We start from the raw sequence: 15,696 nt of genomic DNA, 5'->3' as shown, positions 1-15,696 counted from the left end.
TTCAAAAAAATGATCACTGGTGTCTGTGTGAGAGCGCTGGTGAGCCTGTATGTTTATAAGAGATCCAGTTACGAGCCTGTTGATGGCGTGCACTGGCCTCCTGTGTTAGGGTGAATACAAGTAGCGCTCGAGCCTGGTAGAGAGGGGCCGCGGGGTCGGAGAGCGGGACCGTAGAGGGCCGCACCGGTCGTCGTCCTCGGCGCGGTTGCGCTCCAGGGTCTCGTCGAGCTTGTCCTCGTCCAGGCCCGGCGCGTCGAAGGGATTGCGGCGGCGCCGGTGCGGCAGCGCCAGCAGCGCGGCCTGCCGTACGTCGGCGTCGGTCACGTCGGTGCGTCCGGCCCAGGCGGCCAGGGCGGTCGCCGTGCGCGCCATGACGATGTCCGCGCGCATCCCGTCCACCTCGAAGGCCGCGCAGGTGGCCGCGATCTGGCGGAGCGCGCCGTCGCCGAGCGACACCGCGGGCAACAGTGCCCGCGCCGCCGCGATCCGCTCGCGCAGTTCCCGCTCCTCGGCCTGCCAGGCGGCGGCGAAGCCCGCCGGGTCCGCGTCGTAGGCGAGGCGCCGCCGGACGACCTGCACCCGCTCGTCGGTCTCCCGCGACGCCGCGACCTCCACCGTGAGACCGAAGCGGTCCAGCAACTGCGGCCGCAGCTCGCCCTCTTCGGGGTTCATCGTGCCGACGAGGAGGAAGCGCGCGGCGTGGCGCACGGAGACGCCCTCCCGCTCGACGTAGGAGGCGCCCATGGCGGCCGCGTCCAGCAGCAGGTCCACCAGGTGGTCGTGGAGGAGGTTGACCTCGTCCACGTACAGCACGCCGCGGTGCGCGTCGGCCAGCAGCCCGGGCTCGAAGGCCTTCACGCCCTCCGCCAGGGCCCGTTCGATGTCCAGGGCGCCGACGAGGCGGTCCTCGGACGCGCCGACCGGCAGCTCCACCATGCGCGCCGCCCGGCTCTCCGCGCCGGCGTCCGGGCCGTGCGGCCCGTCCGGGCAGGCCGGGTCGGGCGCCGCCGGGTCGCAGCCGAAGCGGCAGCCGGGCACGACGTCCACGGGCGGCAGCAGCGCCGACAGCGCCCGTACGGCGGTCGACTTGGCCGTGCCCTTCTCGCCGCGCACCAGTACACCGCCCACCGCCGGGCTGACCGCGTTCAGCAGCAACGCCAGGCGCAGGTCCGCCATCCCGACGATCGCGGTGAAGGGGTAAGGGGTGCTCACGCGGCCTCCTGGGTCGAACGGTCGTTGCGGCGGTGCTCACGGACGGCCCCGCTCCGGGGCCGCGACGGGGTGCTCACGGCGCCCCCGGGGGGACGAAGGGCAGCCCCGCAGGGGGGCCCTGCTCGATCAGGCGGAGCAGCGCGCCGGTGTCGGCGTGCTCCTCGATCAGGTCGCCCAGCCGGTCCAGCTGCTCCTCGCGGAGCGCGCCGAAGGCGGTGCCGGGGGCCGGGACGAAGCGCCGTCCCGCGGCCAGGGCGACGCGGCGCAGGAAAGCGCGGCGGAAGCCGTCGCTCTCCAGCGAGCCGTGCCAGTGGGTGCCCCAGACCGCGCCGCTGCGGCAGCCGTCCAGGAAGGGCTCGTCGCCGCCGCGGACGTCGGCGACCCCGTGGTGGATCTCGTACCCCTCGACCGGTTCGCCGTACGCCTTCCCGGAGGGCCGGGCCAGGGTCTTCGCCACGGCGAAGCGGACCCGCACCGGCAGCAGGCCGAGCCCGGCGACCGTACCGGCGCGGGACTCGACGTCGTCCTCGATCGTCTCGGCGAGCATCTGGAAGCCGCCGCAGATCCCCAGCACCGGGCGCCCCTGCGCGGCCCGGCGGGTGACGGCATCGGCCAGGCCCCGCTGCCGCAGCCACTCCAGGGCCTTGACCGTGCCGCGGGTGCCGGGCAGGACGACGAGGTCGGCGTCGGCCAGTTCCTCGGGCCGGTCGACGAAGCGGACGAGCACACCGGGCTCGGCGGCGAGCGCGTCCACGTCGGTGAAGTTCGACATCAGCGGGACCGCCGCGACGGCGACCCGCAGGACGTCCTCACCGTGTGGCGCCGCCGTGTCCGACTCCCTGACGGTGCCGCGCAGCGACATCCGCAGGCCGTCCTCCTCGTCGATGCCGAGGCCGTGCCGGTACGGCAGCACCCCGTAGAAGCGGCGCCCGGTCAGCCCGCGCAGCATCTCAAGACCCGGCTCCAGCAAGGACACGTCGCCGCGGAACTTGTTGACCAGGTAGCCGCAGACCAGCTCCTGGTCCTCGGGGGCCAGCAGCGCCGTCGTCCCGAAGAACGAGGCGAAGACCCCGCCCCGGTCGATGTCGCCGACCACGACCACCGGGAGCCTGGCGGCCCGCGCCAGGCCCATGTTGACGATGTCGCCCCGCCGCAGATTGATCTCCGCGGGGCTGCCGGCACCCTCGCAGATCACCGCGTCGTACCGGCCGCGCAGCTCCTCCAGGCAGCCGGTGACGGTCTCCAGCAGCTGCGCGCGGCTCCCGTTGTGGTAGCCGCGCGCGCTCATCTCGCCCACCGGGCGCCCCATCAGGACGACCTGGCTGGTGCGGTCCCCGCCGGGCTTGAGCAGCACCGGGTTCATCAGGGCCGAGGGCTCCACGCGCGCCGCCTGGGCCTGCATCGCCTGGGCGCGGCCGATCTCGGCGCCCTCGCGCGTCACGTACGAGTTCAGCGACATGTTCTGCGCCTTGAAGGGCGCCACGGACACACCCTGCCGCGCCAGCCACCGGCAGATCCCCGCCGTGACGACGCTCTTGCCGGCGTCCGACGTGGTCCCGGCGACCAGCAGGCCCCCGCCCCTCATGCGTTCCTCCTCCGGGCGACCGCGCCCGACGCCAGGCGCCCGCCCACCGCGACCGCCAGCGCCAGCGCGCCGACCCGTCGCGACAACCGTGCCGCCCGTTCGATGTCCCGTACCTCCACCGGCCGGTTCCCCGCCCCCAGGACGGGCCGGTGCTCGACCCGCCCGCCATAGGCAAGCGTCCCCCCGAGGCGCACGCCCAACGCCCCTGCGAACGAGGCCTCCACCGGCCCCGCGTTCGGGCTGGGATGCCGGGAGCCGTCCCTGCGCCAGGCCCGCCAGGCCCCCCGGGGGTCGGGCCCGGACAGCACCGCGAGCGCGGCGGTCAGCCGGGCGCCGGGGTAGCCGGCCACGTCGTCCAGCCGGGCCGCCGCCCAGCCGAACCGCCGGTGCCGCGGCGACTTGTGGCCCACCATCGCGTCGAGGGTGTTGACCGCCCGGAAGCCCACCAGCCCGGGCACTCCGCCCAGCGCGCCCCACACCAGGGCGCCCACGACGGCGTCCGAGGTGTTCTCGGCGACGGACTCCACGACCGCCCGGGCCAACTGGGCCTCGTCCAGCGCCTGCGGGTCGCGGCCGCACAGATGGGGCAGCCGCCCGCGCGCCGCCTCGGTGTCCCCGGCGGACAGGGCGGCGCCGATGGCGCGCGCCTCCCGTACCAGGGAGGTCCCGCCGAGCACGGCCCAGGTCGCCGCCGCCGTCAGGGCGACGGAGGCGGGGCCGGAACGGCGTGCCGCACGCTGGAGCCCGGCCGCGGCCGCCACCGCGCCGCCCGCGCACAGCGCCGTGTGGAGGGCGCCCCGGCCGCGGTGGTCGCGCCACAGGGCACGTTCCAGGCCGGCGGCGGCGCTGCCGAACACCGCCACGGGGTGACCGCGGCGCGGGTCGGCGAGGGCGAGGTCGGCGAGCCAGCCGAGGGCGGCACCGGTGGCGAACGCGCACGGCGCCGCGACGCCGGTGTCGGGTGAACGGCCGGGGCCGCGCATCACAGGAGTCCTCACTCAGGGTCCGCGCCCTGGTTCGACGTGACCGGCGACGAGAGTCTCCTGGCTCCCGGATCGGCGGCACCCCCGGCCTTCCAGCCCCTCACGGGGCCGTGGCCATGGGCGGGGGTCCGCTCCCCGGTGACAGTGGCGGGACCGCGCCGGATTCGCACCGGACTTCCTCTCCTGCCGCCGTTTGGCGGTTCCGATACCACCACGCGCCGCTCCGGCCCGTCAACTCACCGCGACGGTCTGTGGAAAAGAAGAAACCCCAGCTCACGGCGGGAAAGCCGGGAGCTGAGGTCAACTTCACACCGGGCCGCGCGCACGCGGCCCGGGGACCCGCGGGTCAGGCGACGATCAGGAAGATCCCGTACGCGACGGCTGCCGCGCACAGCGCGAAGCACAGGTACGCGCCGCTGCGGGCCAGCGCGGTCGAGCCGGCGGCGGAGCCGCTGCCCGCCTCGCCGGTGGCCGCGCCCTGCTTGGACAGGCCCACGATGCCGAGGGTGAACAGGCCGACGAGTCCGATGGTCACGGCGAGGCTGACGCCGAAGACGGAGCCGAGGGCAGCCCAGTCGATGTGCATGATGCTGGTTCCTTCCGGGGCCGGTGCGGCACCGCCGTCAGGCGGGGGCCTGGGCGGGGTCGGCGTCGACGGTGGCGGCCGTGAGTCCGGCGGGCGGCGGGATCACGGCGGCGATCGCCGTGGTGATGACGCCCGGCTCCTCGGCGTCGCCGTGGGCCTCGTTGACGTTGGTGTGGTCGACGGGCTTGCGGCGCGAGGCGATCCAGATCGCGACGCAAGCGGCGAGTGCCAGGACGGCGACCGCGGTGACGCCCAGGTCCCCCTGGTCGGCCAGGAGCGCGGCGCCCGCCGCGACCAGACCCGCGGCCGGAAGGGTGAGCCCCCACGCGGCGAACATGCGGCCCGCGGTGCTCCACCGGACGACGCCGCCCTTGCGACCGACACCGGCGCCCATGACGGAGCCGGAGCAGACCTGCGTGGTGGAGAGCGAGAAGCCGAGGTGGGAGGAGGCGAGGATGACGGTGGCGGCGCCGGTCTGGGCGGCGAAGCCCTGCGGCGGCTGGATGTCGGTGATGCCCTTGCCCATGGTGCGGATGATCCGCCAGCCACCGATGAAGGTGCCGAGCGCGATCGCCATGCCGGCCGACACGATGACCCACAGCGGCGGGTCGGAGTCGGGGGCGACGACGTTGCCCGCGATCAGGGCGAGGGTGATGACACCCATGGTCTTCTGTGCGTCGTTGGTGCCGTGCGCGAGGGAGACCAGACCGGCCGAGGCGATCTGCCCGGCCCGGTAGCCCTTGGCGGTCGCCTTCGGGTCGGCGTTGCGGCCGATGCGGTAGGTCAGGCGGGTCGCCAGCATCGCGGCGAGACCGGCGACCACGGGGGCGCAGACGGCCGGGATCAGGACCTTCATGACGACCGCGTCACCGTTGATCGAGCTGAAGCCCGCGGAGGCGACGGAGGCGCCGATGAGGCCGCCGAACAGGGCGTGGGAGGAGCTGGAGGGGAGGCCCGCCAGCCAGGTCAGCAGGTTCCAGACGATCGCGCCGACGAGCCCCGCGAAGATCACCTCGGGCTTGATGCCCGCGCTCTCGTCGAGGATTCCGCCGGAGATCGTCTTCGCCACCTCGACGGAGAGGAAGGCGCCGACGAGGTTGAGCACGGCGGACATGGCCACCGCCGTCTTGGGCTTGAGCGCGCCAGTGGAGATGGTGGTCGCCATCGCATTGGCGGTGTCGTGGAAACCGTTCGTGAAGTCGAACACGAGTGCGGTAATGATCACGATTCCGATCAGGAGCGTGATGTGTTCCATTGACCCAGGCATTCGTTCGATCGGACAGTGGCGTGGCGACCGTACGGAGTCTGGATGAACGGAAGGTGAACGAGGAGAGGCGCGGCGGTGCCGGTGCGTGCGGGGGGTGTGGGCCCGTGCGGACTTCGCCCCGGAATCCGGCCTTTGACGTGCTTCGATCGCCCTTCCCGGCACCTCCGGAAGAGATCCTGGTCACGGCCCGGGGCCGTCGTGGCCCGGCAGGGGGGGGAGGGCCTAGTGGCGGCCCGAGATGCGGTCCGCGATGCGCGCCACCCGGTCGGTCTCCGCGCTGCGTCCGGTCTGCTCGCGCCGGTCGGCGGCGCGGTAGGCCGCGTACAGCCCGTGCACCCCGATCCACCGGAAGGGCTCGGGCTCCCAGCGGCGCACGCGGTGGTGCACCCACGGCAGGGACGTCAGCTCCGTGCCGTGCGCCTGGCCGGAGTCCAGCTGGACGAGGTCGCGCAGCGTCCGCGCCGCGAGGTTCGCCGTCGCGACCCCGCTGCCGACGTAGCCGCCCGCCCAGCCGAGGCCGGTGGAGCGGTCCAGTTCCACGCTCGCGCACCAGTCGCGCGGCACGCCGAGCACCCCGGACCACGCGTGGTCGACCGCCACCCGCCCCGCCGCCGGGAAGAAGCGCACCAGGATCTCGCGCAGCGCCTCGACCGTCGCCGCCTGCGTGCGGCCGTCGTTGTCCGTACGGGAGCCGAAGCGGTACGGCACCCCGCGGCCGCCGATGGCGATCCGGTCGTCGGCGGTGCGCTGCGCGTACATGTACGCGTGCGCCATGTCGCCGAGCGTCTCCCGGCCCTCCCAGCCGATGGTGTCCCAGACCTCCTTCGGCAGCGGCTCCGTCACGATCATCGAGGAGTTCATCGGCAGCCACGACCGCTTCTGGCCCTTGAGCGAGGCGGTGAAGCCCTCGGTGCAGCGCAGGACGTAGGGGGCGCGCACGCTCCCGAACGGGGTGAGCGCGTGCTTCGGCCGGATCTCGGTCACCGGGGTCGACTCGTGGACGACGACGCCGAGCGCCTCCACCGCCCGGGCCAGCCCCTGCACCAGCTTCGCCGGGTGGACGCGCGCCCCGTGGGGCGTCCAGGTGCCCCCGGCCGTCCCGGCGACCCGGATCCGCGCGGCGGACTCGGCGGCGCCCAGCAGCAGGCGGTCCTTCTCGCCGAAGGCGACCTCGGCCTCGTGGAACGCCCTGAGCCGCGCCAGCTGCGCGGGGGAGTGCGCGACCTCCAGCACCCCGCCCTTGTGGATGTCCGCGTCGATGCCCTCCTCGGCGGCGACCCGGATCACCTCGTCCACGGTCGCGTTCATCGCGCGCTGCAGCGCCACGGCGGCCTCACGGCCGTGCAGCGCGGCGTAGCGGTCGCGGCCGGCGATGCCGTTGTAGAGCCAGCCGCCGTTGCGGCCGGAGGCGCCGTAGCCGCAGAAGCGCTGCTCCAGGACGACGATCCGCAGGAAGGGCACGGCCTTCTTCAGGTAGTAGGCGGTCCACAGTCCGGTGTAGCCGCCCCCGACGATGCACACGTCGGCGGTGGTGTCCCCGGGCAGGGGCTCACGCGGCACCGGGAGCCCTGACTTCGCGTACCAGAAGGAGATGCCGCCGTTGACGGTGGTCATGGTGCCCCTGCAATTCGTATACGTGGTCGGTCCGGAAACTGTGCCGGGACGCTACTGTGCCCCGGGAACGTGCGGCAACGGTCAACCTGTCAGGATCAGCGCTCGGAGGTGACACGGATGTCGGTGCGGAACGCGGTGGCACGGGCCTGGTCGGAGCTGGTGGACACGGCCCGCCGCTCGGTCGACGACGGTCTCGTGGTCGGTACGTCCGGCAACGTGTCGGTGCGGGTGGGCGACGACCTCGTGCTCGTCACCCCCAGCGGGGTGCCCTACCACCGCCTGGGCCCGGACGACACGGTCGGCGTCGGCCTGGACGGCAAGCAGGTGCTCGGCGAGCTGCGCCCGACGAGCGAGCTGGCGATGCACCTCGCGATCTACCGGCACACCGACGCGGGCGCCGTCGTGCACACCCACGCCGTGCACGCCACGGCCGTCTCCACGCTCCTGTACGAGCTGCCCGCCATCCACTACATGGCCGCGGCCCTGGGCGGCCGGATACGCGTCGCCGACTACGCGACGTACGGCAGCGAGGAACTGGCCGCCAACGTCCTGCGCGCGCTCCGCGACCGCACGGGCTGCCTGCTGCGCAACCACGGCACCATCGTCTACGGCGACGACCTCGAGCAGGCCTACGACCGCACCGCCCAGCTGGAGTGGATGTGCCAGGTCTGGCTCGCCGCCCGCTCCGTCGCCGGGTTCTCGCCCTCCCTGCTCTCCAAGCGCGAACTCGCCCGTGTCGCGGAGAGGCTGCGCCAGTACGGCCAGCCCGGGGACGAGACGGAGGAGGAGCACGAAGGGTACGGGGCGCACGGCGATCACGAGGCCCACGGGGAGCACGGCGAGCAGGGGGAGCAGGGGGAGCACCGGGCCGCACGTGCCGACGTCCCCCGGCCCCGCGCGGCCCACGACGCCGAGAACGACTGAGCCCGGACGGCCCCGCCCACTGGCCGCGCGGGGTGAGCGCGCGGAGACTGGAAGCGATGCGCCTCACCACGGCGGCGGCCCTCGCCGCCACGACAGCGTTCGGTGCCGGTGCGGCCGCGGTGGCGGCCGGGCGGCACGTCTCCGAGCTTGCCCTGAGGCCGACCGCGAACGGCGTCGACCCGGACCCGCTCACCGTCCACGCCGTGACCGGGCAGGACGTCACCCTCAGCCGGACCCTGGGCACCGCCCGGCGCGGTGTGCACGGCCTGATCGCCGCCGGGGTGCACGTCACCGTCGGCGAGGTGCTCTCGACGGCCCCGGACTCGGTCACCCGCCGTCTGGTGCGGATCAACCGCGGCGGCGTCGCGCCGGGCGACCAGGTGCGGCTCACCCCGCAGACGCACGTCGGCACCCCGGGATCGGCCCTCGGCCTGGAGTACCGGGACGCCGAGATACCCGCCGAACTCGGCCTGCTGCCCGCCTGGTTCGTGCCCGGCGCCCGTGACACCTGGGTCGTCCTCGCGCACGGCCTCGGCACCTCCCGCGAGCTCGGCATGAACGTCATGGCGTTCCTGGCCAAACTGCGGCTGCCCGTGCTCGCCTTCTCCTACCGCAACGACGCCGGTGCGCCCCCCTCGTGGGACGGCATCGGCCACCTCGGCGACTCCGAGTGGCGCGACCTCGACGCGGCGATGCGCTACGCCGTGCGGCACGGCGCGCGCCGGCTGGTGCTGCACGGCTGGTCCACCGGCGCGACGATGGCGCTCCGGGCCGCCTGCCACTCCCCGCTGCGCTCCCTGGTGTCCGGGATGGTCCTGGACTCCCCGGTGCTCGACTGGCAGAGCACGGTCCGTGCCGCCGCCGCCTCCCGGGGTGCGCCCCGCGCGCTGCTGCCGCTCGGCGTGCGCGCCACCGAGGGCCGCACCGGACTGCACGCGGAGCGGATCGCCGAGGCCGCCCACCCCGAGCGGCTGGACGTCCCGGCACTCGTCTTCCACGGTCCCGACGACACGCTCGCCCCATGGGGGCCGTCCCGCCAACTCGCCCGGCAGCGCCCGGACCTGGTCACGCTGCACGCCATCAGCGGCGCCTCGCACGCGGCCATGTGGAACGCCAACCCCTCAACATACGAGGAGGCCCTCCGGCGCTTCCTCACCCCCCTCCTCTGACGCTCACCATACGTGGTCTTTATATCCGTACAAAGACCTATCTCTCCCTTCAATTCGGGCGGGATCAATCCCGTTACGGGGACGCTCGTTTGGGTTTCCGGGTGCTCACCCGCAAGACTGCTCCCGTGACGTCCCGTATCCCGCGAGACACTCCGCTGCGTCTTGTCCCGCGCAGGCCACTCGCCACCGCGCGCCGTGCCGCCACAGTGCGGCGAAGCCGTCCGCCGCGGCCTCCGGAGGGAATCCCGGCGCTGCCCGAGCTCGCCCGCAGGGCGCGCACCGAACTCGCGGACGCCGTACGGCTGGCCCGCTGGGCCGACGCGGAGACCGGCGCCGCCGCCCCCGGGACCGCCGGGATACTACGGGACCCCGACGTGCTGCGGGCGGCCGCCGCTCTGGGCCTGACGGAGCGGCAGGTGCGCACCGCCTGGGACCGGGCGCGGCTGACCGGCCTGATCGAGCTGCACAAAGGGGGGGCCGCCCGGCCCGGCTGGCGACTGCGCGCCTGGGACCGCGACGACACCGCCGTGCTGCGTGGCTGGGTCGCGCTCTTCGACGCGTGGTCGCTCGCGCACCCAGCGGCGCTCGAGCCGGAGTGCGCCGACGCCGACCCCTCGCTCGTCGCCGAGGTCGTCGAGGCCGCACCGCAACTGCTCTCCCTGCTCCACCTCTCCTCCGGTCCGGTCGCCGTGGCCGTACTGCTGGACCTGTTGCGGCAGCGTGTGGCCGAGCTACGCGCGGAGCGCCACGAGCCCCCGGCCGGTGCCGCCCGCGACGAACTGCCCGCGCTGCTGGACTGGACGCTGGACGCGCTCGCCCGGGTCGGCGCGCTCAGGCCCCGCGACCCCGCCCGCCCCGGCGAGGTCACCGTCACCGCGCTCGGCAGCTGGGCGGTGTGGGTGAAGCTGGAGCAGATCTGCGTGGCCGCGCAGGGCCCCGCCGGGCACTTCGAGCACTCCGCCGAGGAGATGCTCAAGGCCTGCATCGGGATGCCGCCCGGTGCCGCCCGCGACGAGTACAAGGCCTGGCTGGCGGCCCGCCCGGTGGCCCAGGCGGTGGGCGAGTTGCTGGACGTGGCACGCGGCGACGACGCCCTGCTGCGCGCCCTGGCCTTCGAGGCGCTGCGCGTCGTCGGCGGCCCGGCGGAGCCGGCCGTGCGCGTCGTGGTGGACGAAGCCGGCCTGCGGCCCTACGCGCTGCTGTGGCTCGCCGAGCACGAGGGCGGGGACCCGGAGGACGTCGCCGCGCTGCTCACCCGCGAGGAGTCCACCTGGCTGTGGGTGGACACCGCCGCGGCCGTCGCCGACCACGGCGAGAGCCACCTGCTGGTGAGCCATCTGGAGACGGCCGTCCAGGGCTCGGTCAGCCGCCTGCTGGAGGAGCTGCGCCACGCGGGCCACCCCCGCACCGTCCAGGTGCTGGTCGCCCTCGCCGCCGCCCACCCCGACCCGGCCCTGTCCAAGATGATCCGCCGGGCCGCCTTCCAGGTGCACACCGGGGGAGAGTGACGACAGGGCCGCGACGGACCCGCGGAGGCGAGGCCTACTCGTCCGGTATCCGCGGCACGTAGGTGCCGAAGGACCAGAGGTTGCCCTCGGGGTCGCGGGCCGTGTAGTCCCGCGACCCGTAGTCCTGGTCGGTGAGCGGCAGCACGACCTCGGCCCCGGCCGTGACGGCGCGCTCGTGGTGGGCGTCGGTGTCCTCCACGACCACGTACACCGACACGGCGCCCAGGTCCGCGGCGATCCGGCTGAAAGCCTTCCCCGAACGCTCGTCGCCGAGCATCACCACGCCGTTGCCGTAGGCGAGTTCCGCGTGCTCCACGACGCCGTCCTCGCCCTGGTGCACCGCGACCTCGGTGAAGCCGAAGGCCTGCTTGAGGAAGGCGATGGCGGCCTTCGCGTCCTTGTAGTGCAGCGTCGGGTAGACGGTGGGCGCGGTTCCCCTGCCGGCCATGAAGATCACCCTCCCCTTCCGGGACCTGACGTCCTGTGTGACGTGGATCCCAGTCTGGCAGGGGGGTCCGACAATGGCCCCGCACACGGACATTCCGGCCGGTCAGCGCTGGAAGGTGTCGCAGTCGCCGGGGTCGCCGGTGTCCAGTCCGGTGGTGAACCACTGCTGCCGCTGCGCGGACGAGCCGTGCGTCCAGGATTCCGGGGTCACCCGGCCCTGGACCCGGGACTGGATCGCGTCGTCGCCTACCGCCGCGGCGGCGTCCAGCCCCCGCCGGATGTCCTCCTCGTCGAGAGCGCTGATCATCGGCCTGCCCGTGTCCTCGTCCGGGGTCCGCGTGGCGTTGTGCGCCCACACCCCCGCGTAGCAGTCGGCCTGCAGCTCCACGCGCACCGAGTTGCTGCTGGGACCGGTGAGCCGGTCCTGCGCCTTGCCCAGCGTCCCCACCAGGTCCTGCACGTGGTGCCCGTACTCGTGGGCGACGACGTAGCTCTCGGCGAACGGGCCGCCCTGCGCGCCGAAACGGCTGCTCAGGGTCGAGAAGAAGTCCAGGTCCAGGTAGACCTTGCGGTCCACGGGGCAGTAGAACGGGCCCGACGCGGGGTCCGCGACCCCGCACCCGGTGCGGATGGGCTGGTCGAAGAAGACGGTCGGCGCGGGTTCGTAGGTCATGCCGCGCTTGCGGAACTCCGACGCCCAGTACGCCTGCACGTTGTTGATCACCCCGACCATGCGGCACTCCTGGTGGGCGTTGGCGTCCGCGCCGGTGCGGCAGCCGGCGGCGAGGTCCGAGCCCGAGGTGGTGCCCGGGGCCTGGCCCGGCGGATCGGAGGAGAGCCCCAGCTGGTCGGGACTGATGCCGAAGATCAGCCCGATCACCAGAACGATCAGCCCGGCGAGACCGCCGCCCACCATCTTGCCCCGCGGCCTGCCGCCGAACCGTCCGCCGCTTCGCCGGTCCTCCACCTGGGACGTGTCGAGCGATGCGTCGTCGTCGAACTGCATACCTACGATTATCTGCCGCTTTGTCCCTCCCGGCCCGTCACGGCCCCCGTCACGGCCCCCTGAACGGTCCCCGGCCGGGCCCGCCCCGGGGCCCCGGCCGAAAACCGTTTGCCGGGGACCCGTGCCGCCCCCGGTAGACTGGAGACATGGCAGTGATCCTCACGCATTAGACGGCGTCCGACCGCGACCCACCGCGACCACATCGTCCGACTGCCGTCCGCCACGTTCTGGAGCTTCTTCCCGTGATTACTGCCACCGGCATCGAGCTGCGCGCCGGAGCCCGCGTCCTCATCGAGTCCGCCTCCTTCCGCATCGCCCGCGGCGACCGCGTCGGCCTGGTCGGCCGCAACGGCGCCGGCAAGACCACCCTCACCAAGGTGCTCGCGGGCGAGGGCCTGCCCGCCGGCGGCACCGTGACGCGTTCCGGTGAGGTCGGTTATCTGCCCCAGGATCCGCGTACCGGCGACCTCGACGTCCTGGCCCGCGACCGCATCCTGTCCGCCCGCGGCCTGGACACCGTCCTGCGCAAGATGCGCGAGAACGAGGACCGGATGGCCAACGGCAAGGGCGCCACCCGCGACAACGCGATGAAGAAGTACGCGCGCCTGGAGACCGAGTTCCTCACCAAGGGCGGCTACGCCGCCGAGGCCGAGGCCGCCACCATCGCCGCCGCCCTGGGCCTGCCCGACCGGGTCCTCGCCCAGCCGCTGCACACGCTCTCCGGTGGTCAGCGCCGCCGCGTGGAGCTGGCCCGCATCCTCTTCTCGGACGCCGACACCCTGCTGCTCGACGAGCCGACCAACCACCTCGACGCCGACTCGATCGTCTGGCTGCGGGACTTCCTCAAGACCTACCGCGGTGGGTTCATCGTCATCTCCCACGACATCAACCTGGTCGAGACGGTCGTCAACAAGGTGTTCTATCTGGACGCCAACCGCTCCCAGATCGACGTCTACAACATGGGCTGGAAGCAGTACCTGACCCAGCGCGAGGCCGATGAGAAGCGCCGCAAGCGCGAGCGCGCCAACGCCGAGAAGAAGGCCGCGACCCTCAACGCCCAGGCCGACAAGATGCGCGCCAAGGCCACCAAGACCGTCGCCGCCCAGAACATGGCCCGCCGCGCCGACAAGCTGCTGTCGGGGCTGGAGGCGGTGCGGCAGTCCGACAAGGTCGCCAAGCTGCGCTTCCCCGACCCCGCGCCGTGCGGCAAGACGCCCCTGACCGCCGAGGGCCTGTCCAAGTCGTACGGCTCGCTGGAGATCTTCACCGACGTCGACCTGGCCATCGACAAGGGCTCCCGGGTCGTCATCCTGGGCCTCAACGGCGCCGGTAAGACGACGCTGCTGCGGCTGCTGGCGGGCGTCGAGCAGCCCGACACCGGGGAGGTCGTGCCCGGGCACGGCCTCAAGCTCGGCTACTACGCCCAGGAGCACGAGACCCTCGACCCCGACCGGACCGTGCTGGAGAACATGCGCTCGTCGGCGCCCGACATGGACCTGGTCGCCGTCCGCAAGATCCTCGGCTCGTTCCTCTTCTCCGGCGACGACGTCGACAAGCCCGCCGGCGTGCTGTCCGGCGGCGAGAAGACCCGGCTGGCGCTCGCCACCCTCGTCGTCTCCAGCGCCAACGTGCTGCTGCTCGACGAGCCCACCAACAACCTCGACCCGGCCAGCCGCGAGGAGATCCTCGGCGCGCTGCGCACCTTCACGGGCGCGGTCGTCCTCGTCACCCACGACGAGGGCGCGGTGGAGGCGCTGCAGCCGGAGCGGATCATCCTCCTGCCCGACGGCGTCGAGGACCTGTGGGGCCAGGACTACGCCGACCTCGTCACGCTCGCCTGATCCTTCCGGTGCCCGCTGCCGATCATCCGTGTGGATCACTCCACTGGATCATTCGGCCGACGGGTGATCCTTCATCTGTGTGAGACCGGCTCGTACACCGGCGCGGGAACGTGCGAAATACCGGACGTAGGAATGGATCAGCCGCGTCACATGGGGAAACTCCTTACCGGCCCGGGTGACCTGCCTTTTCTCCGCCGCGCTCCGGAGGGAGTCCGGGACGGCCCGGCGGAATGCCGGATTCCACTTGCCCGGCGCCGGGTGTCCGCGTCAACGGCGCGCCAAATGTTGTCGCACGGACCTTGCCGAATGGGTGGCCAGGAAGTCTCCTAGGGGTGATCATGAGAGTCACAGAGCGCACTTCCCTAGAGGAGGCACGGGTGGCCGAGACTCTGAAGAAGGGCAGCCGGGTGACCGGCGCCGCGCGCGAGAAGCTCGCGGCAGACCTCAAGAAGAAGTACGACGGTGGAGCAAGCATCCGGGCGCTGGCCGAGGAGACCGGCCGCTCGTACGGCTTCGTCCACCGGATGCTCAGTGAGTCCGGCGTGACCCTGCGCGGTCGCGGCGGGGCGACACGGGGCAAGAAGGTTTCCACGGCCTGACACAGCCGGGCGCCCCGTGCGGCGGCTCGGAGTCGTGGCAGCACCACCCGGTCGCGGAAACGGCCGACCGGGTGGTTACTCTTCGGTAATCCAGACTGCGGATCGCCAGGAGGTGCCCGATGTCCGACCCCATTGTGTTGCTGGAACGTGACGGCGTACGACTCGTGACGGAGGATTCCGTCGCCACCGTCACGCTGTGCAACGCGGCCAAGCGCAACGCCCAGTCGCCCGCCATGTGGCGGGCGCTGGTCGAGGCCGGTCGTCTGCTCCCGGGCGGCGTACGGGTCGTCGTGCTCCGCGCGGAGGGCGTGTCCTTCTCCGCCGGGCTGGACCGTCAGGCCTTCACGCCTGAAGGGTTCGACGGCGAGCCGTCGTTCATCGACCTCGCACGGGCTCCCGAGGGCGAACTCGACGCCACGATCGCCGAGTACCAGGCGGCGTTCACCTGGTGGCGGCGGAACGACGTCGTCACCGTCGCCGCCGTGCAGGGGCACGCCATCGGAGCGGGTTTCCAGTTGGCCCTCGCCTGCGACCTGCGCGTCGTCGCCGACGACGTGCAGTTCGCCATGCGCGAGACCAGCCTGGGCCTGGTCCCCGACCTCGCCGGCACCAAGCCGCTGACCGAACTGGTCGGCTACGCCCGGGCGCTGGAGATCTGCGCCACGGGCCGCTTCGTCGGCGCCGAGGAGGCCTGTGCCAGCGGCCTGGCCAACGTCGCCGTCCCGGCCGCGGAACTGGACGCCACGGTCAAGGACCTGGTGGGCGCCCTGCTGGCCGCGCCACGCGACGCGGTGATCGAGACCAAGGCCCTGCTCCGCGAGGCCGCCGGCCGTTCGTACGACGCGCAGCGGGTGGCCGAACGCGCCGCGCAGGGCCGCCGGCTGCGGGACCTGGCGGGCGTGGGGGAGTAACGCCCCGACCGGGCGCGCGCACCGGACCGGGCGCCCGGCGCCGA

The 15,696-nt window shown here is 73.3% G+C and carries 12 protein-coding genes, 2 pseudogenes and 1 riboswitch; of the genes and pseudogenes, 6 read left to right on the top strand and 8 right to left on the bottom strand.

Going from position 1 to position 15,696, the window contains the following annotated elements; all coding sequences use genetic code 11:
- Positions 1-174: 174 nt before the first annotated feature.
- The 6 genes and pseudogenes from PV341_RS11620 to PV341_RS11595 form a co-directional block, all read right to left on the bottom strand.
- Positions 175-1,212 (bottom strand): annotated as a pseudogene (locus tag PV341_RS11620) (magnesium chelatase ATPase subunit I); the annotation flags it as partial.
- A gap of 73 nt (positions 1,213-1,285) precedes the next feature.
- Positions 1,286-2,797, bottom strand: coding sequence for a cobyric acid synthase (locus PV341_RS11615; RefSeq protein ID WP_500327328.1), 1,512 nt, complete (start codon positions 2,795-2,797; stop codon positions 1,286-1,288).
- Positions 2,794-3,780, bottom strand: coding sequence for a cobalamin biosynthesis protein (locus PV341_RS11610; protein ID WP_500327329.1), 987 nt, complete (start codon positions 3,778-3,780; stop codon positions 2,794-2,796). Before PV341_RS11610 ends, PV341_RS11615 begins: the two co-directional genes overlap by 4 nt.
- Positions 3,781-3,834: 54 nt before the next feature.
- Positions 3,835-3,960: riboswitch (cobalamin riboswitch) on the bottom strand.
- A 166-nt stretch (positions 3,961-4,126) separates the two neighbouring features.
- The gene (locus PV341_RS11605; protein WP_500327331.1) at positions 4,127-4,366 is read right to left on the bottom strand and encodes a hypothetical protein; all 240 of its coding nucleotides are present in this window, start codon (positions 4,364-4,366) and stop codon (positions 4,127-4,129) included.
- Between the two features lie 37 nt (positions 4,367-4,403).
- A complete protein-coding gene (locus PV341_RS11600) occupies positions 4,404-5,621 on the bottom strand; it encodes an inorganic phosphate transporter (RefSeq protein WP_499511152.1) in 1,218 nt (405 codons plus the stop codon).
- Between the two features lie 234 nt (positions 5,622-5,855).
- Entirely contained in the window at positions 5,856-7,247 is a 1,392-nt protein-coding gene (locus tag PV341_RS11595) for an NAD(P)/FAD-dependent oxidoreductase (protein WP_500327335.1), read from the bottom strand.
- A 117-nt stretch (positions 7,248-7,364) separates the two neighbouring features.
- On the opposite strand from PV341_RS11595, the pseudogene PV341_RS11590 reads away from it, so the two are divergent.
- The 3 genes and pseudogenes from PV341_RS11590 to PV341_RS11580 form a co-directional block, all read left to right on the top strand.
- Positions 7,365-8,018 (top strand): annotated as a pseudogene (locus PV341_RS11590) (class II aldolase/adducin family protein); the annotation flags it as partial.
- Between the two features lie 209 nt (positions 8,019-8,227).
- Complete coding sequence (locus PV341_RS11585) at positions 8,228-9,340, top strand: alpha/beta hydrolase family protein (RefSeq protein WP_500327337.1); 1,113 nt, start codon at positions 8,228-8,230, stop codon at positions 9,338-9,340.
- Positions 9,341-9,465: 125 nt separating this feature from the next.
- A complete protein-coding gene (locus PV341_RS11580) occupies positions 9,466-10,848 on the top strand; it encodes a hypothetical protein (RefSeq protein WP_500327338.1) in 1,383 nt (460 codons plus the stop codon).
- Between the two features lie 34 nt (positions 10,849-10,882).
- Here PV341_RS11580 and PV341_RS11575 read toward each other — a convergent pair whose 3' ends face one another.
- Together PV341_RS11575 and ypfJ are read right to left on the bottom strand one after the other, a co-directional pair.
- Entirely contained in the window at positions 10,883-11,296 is a 414-nt protein-coding gene (locus tag PV341_RS11575) for a VOC family protein (RefSeq protein ID WP_500357595.1), read from the bottom strand.
- Positions 11,297-11,398: 102 nt separating this feature from the next.
- On the bottom strand, positions 11,399-12,301 hold the full coding sequence (ypfJ, locus tag PV341_RS11570) for a KPN_02809 family neutral zinc metallopeptidase (RefSeq protein ID WP_500357594.1): 903 nt from the start codon (positions 12,299-12,301) through the stop codon (positions 11,399-11,401).
- Positions 12,302-12,543: 242 nt separating this feature from the next.
- Here ypfJ and PV341_RS11565 point away from each other — a divergent pair, with 242 nt between their 5' ends.
- From PV341_RS11565 to PV341_RS11555, 3 genes are all read left to right on the top strand, one after another.
- Positions 12,544-14,142 carry an ABC-F family ATP-binding cassette domain-containing protein gene (locus PV341_RS11565; RefSeq protein WP_499511146.1) on the top strand — a complete coding sequence of 533 codons (1,599 nt, stop codon included), beginning with the start codon at positions 12,544-12,546 and terminating at the stop codon, positions 14,140-14,142.
- A gap of 377 nt (positions 14,143-14,519) precedes the next feature.
- Entirely contained in the window at positions 14,520-14,741 is a 222-nt protein-coding gene (locus PV341_RS11560) for a helix-turn-helix domain-containing protein (protein ID WP_018560612.1), read from the top strand.
- Between the two features lie 119 nt (positions 14,742-14,860).
- Complete coding sequence (locus tag PV341_RS11555; RefSeq protein WP_500327343.1) at positions 14,861-15,652, top strand: enoyl-CoA hydratase/isomerase family protein; 792 nt, start codon at positions 14,861-14,863, stop codon at positions 15,650-15,652.
- Positions 15,653-15,696 lie beyond the last annotated feature (44 nt).

It is taken from the genome of Streptomyces sp. PA03-1a, from assembly GCF_033792805.1.
Lineage (GTDB): Bacteria > Actinomycetota > Actinomycetes > Streptomycetales > Streptomycetaceae > Actinacidiphila.
Note: the sequence above shows the minus strand (reverse complement) of the source record. Positions and strands in the feature narration are given on the sequence as shown.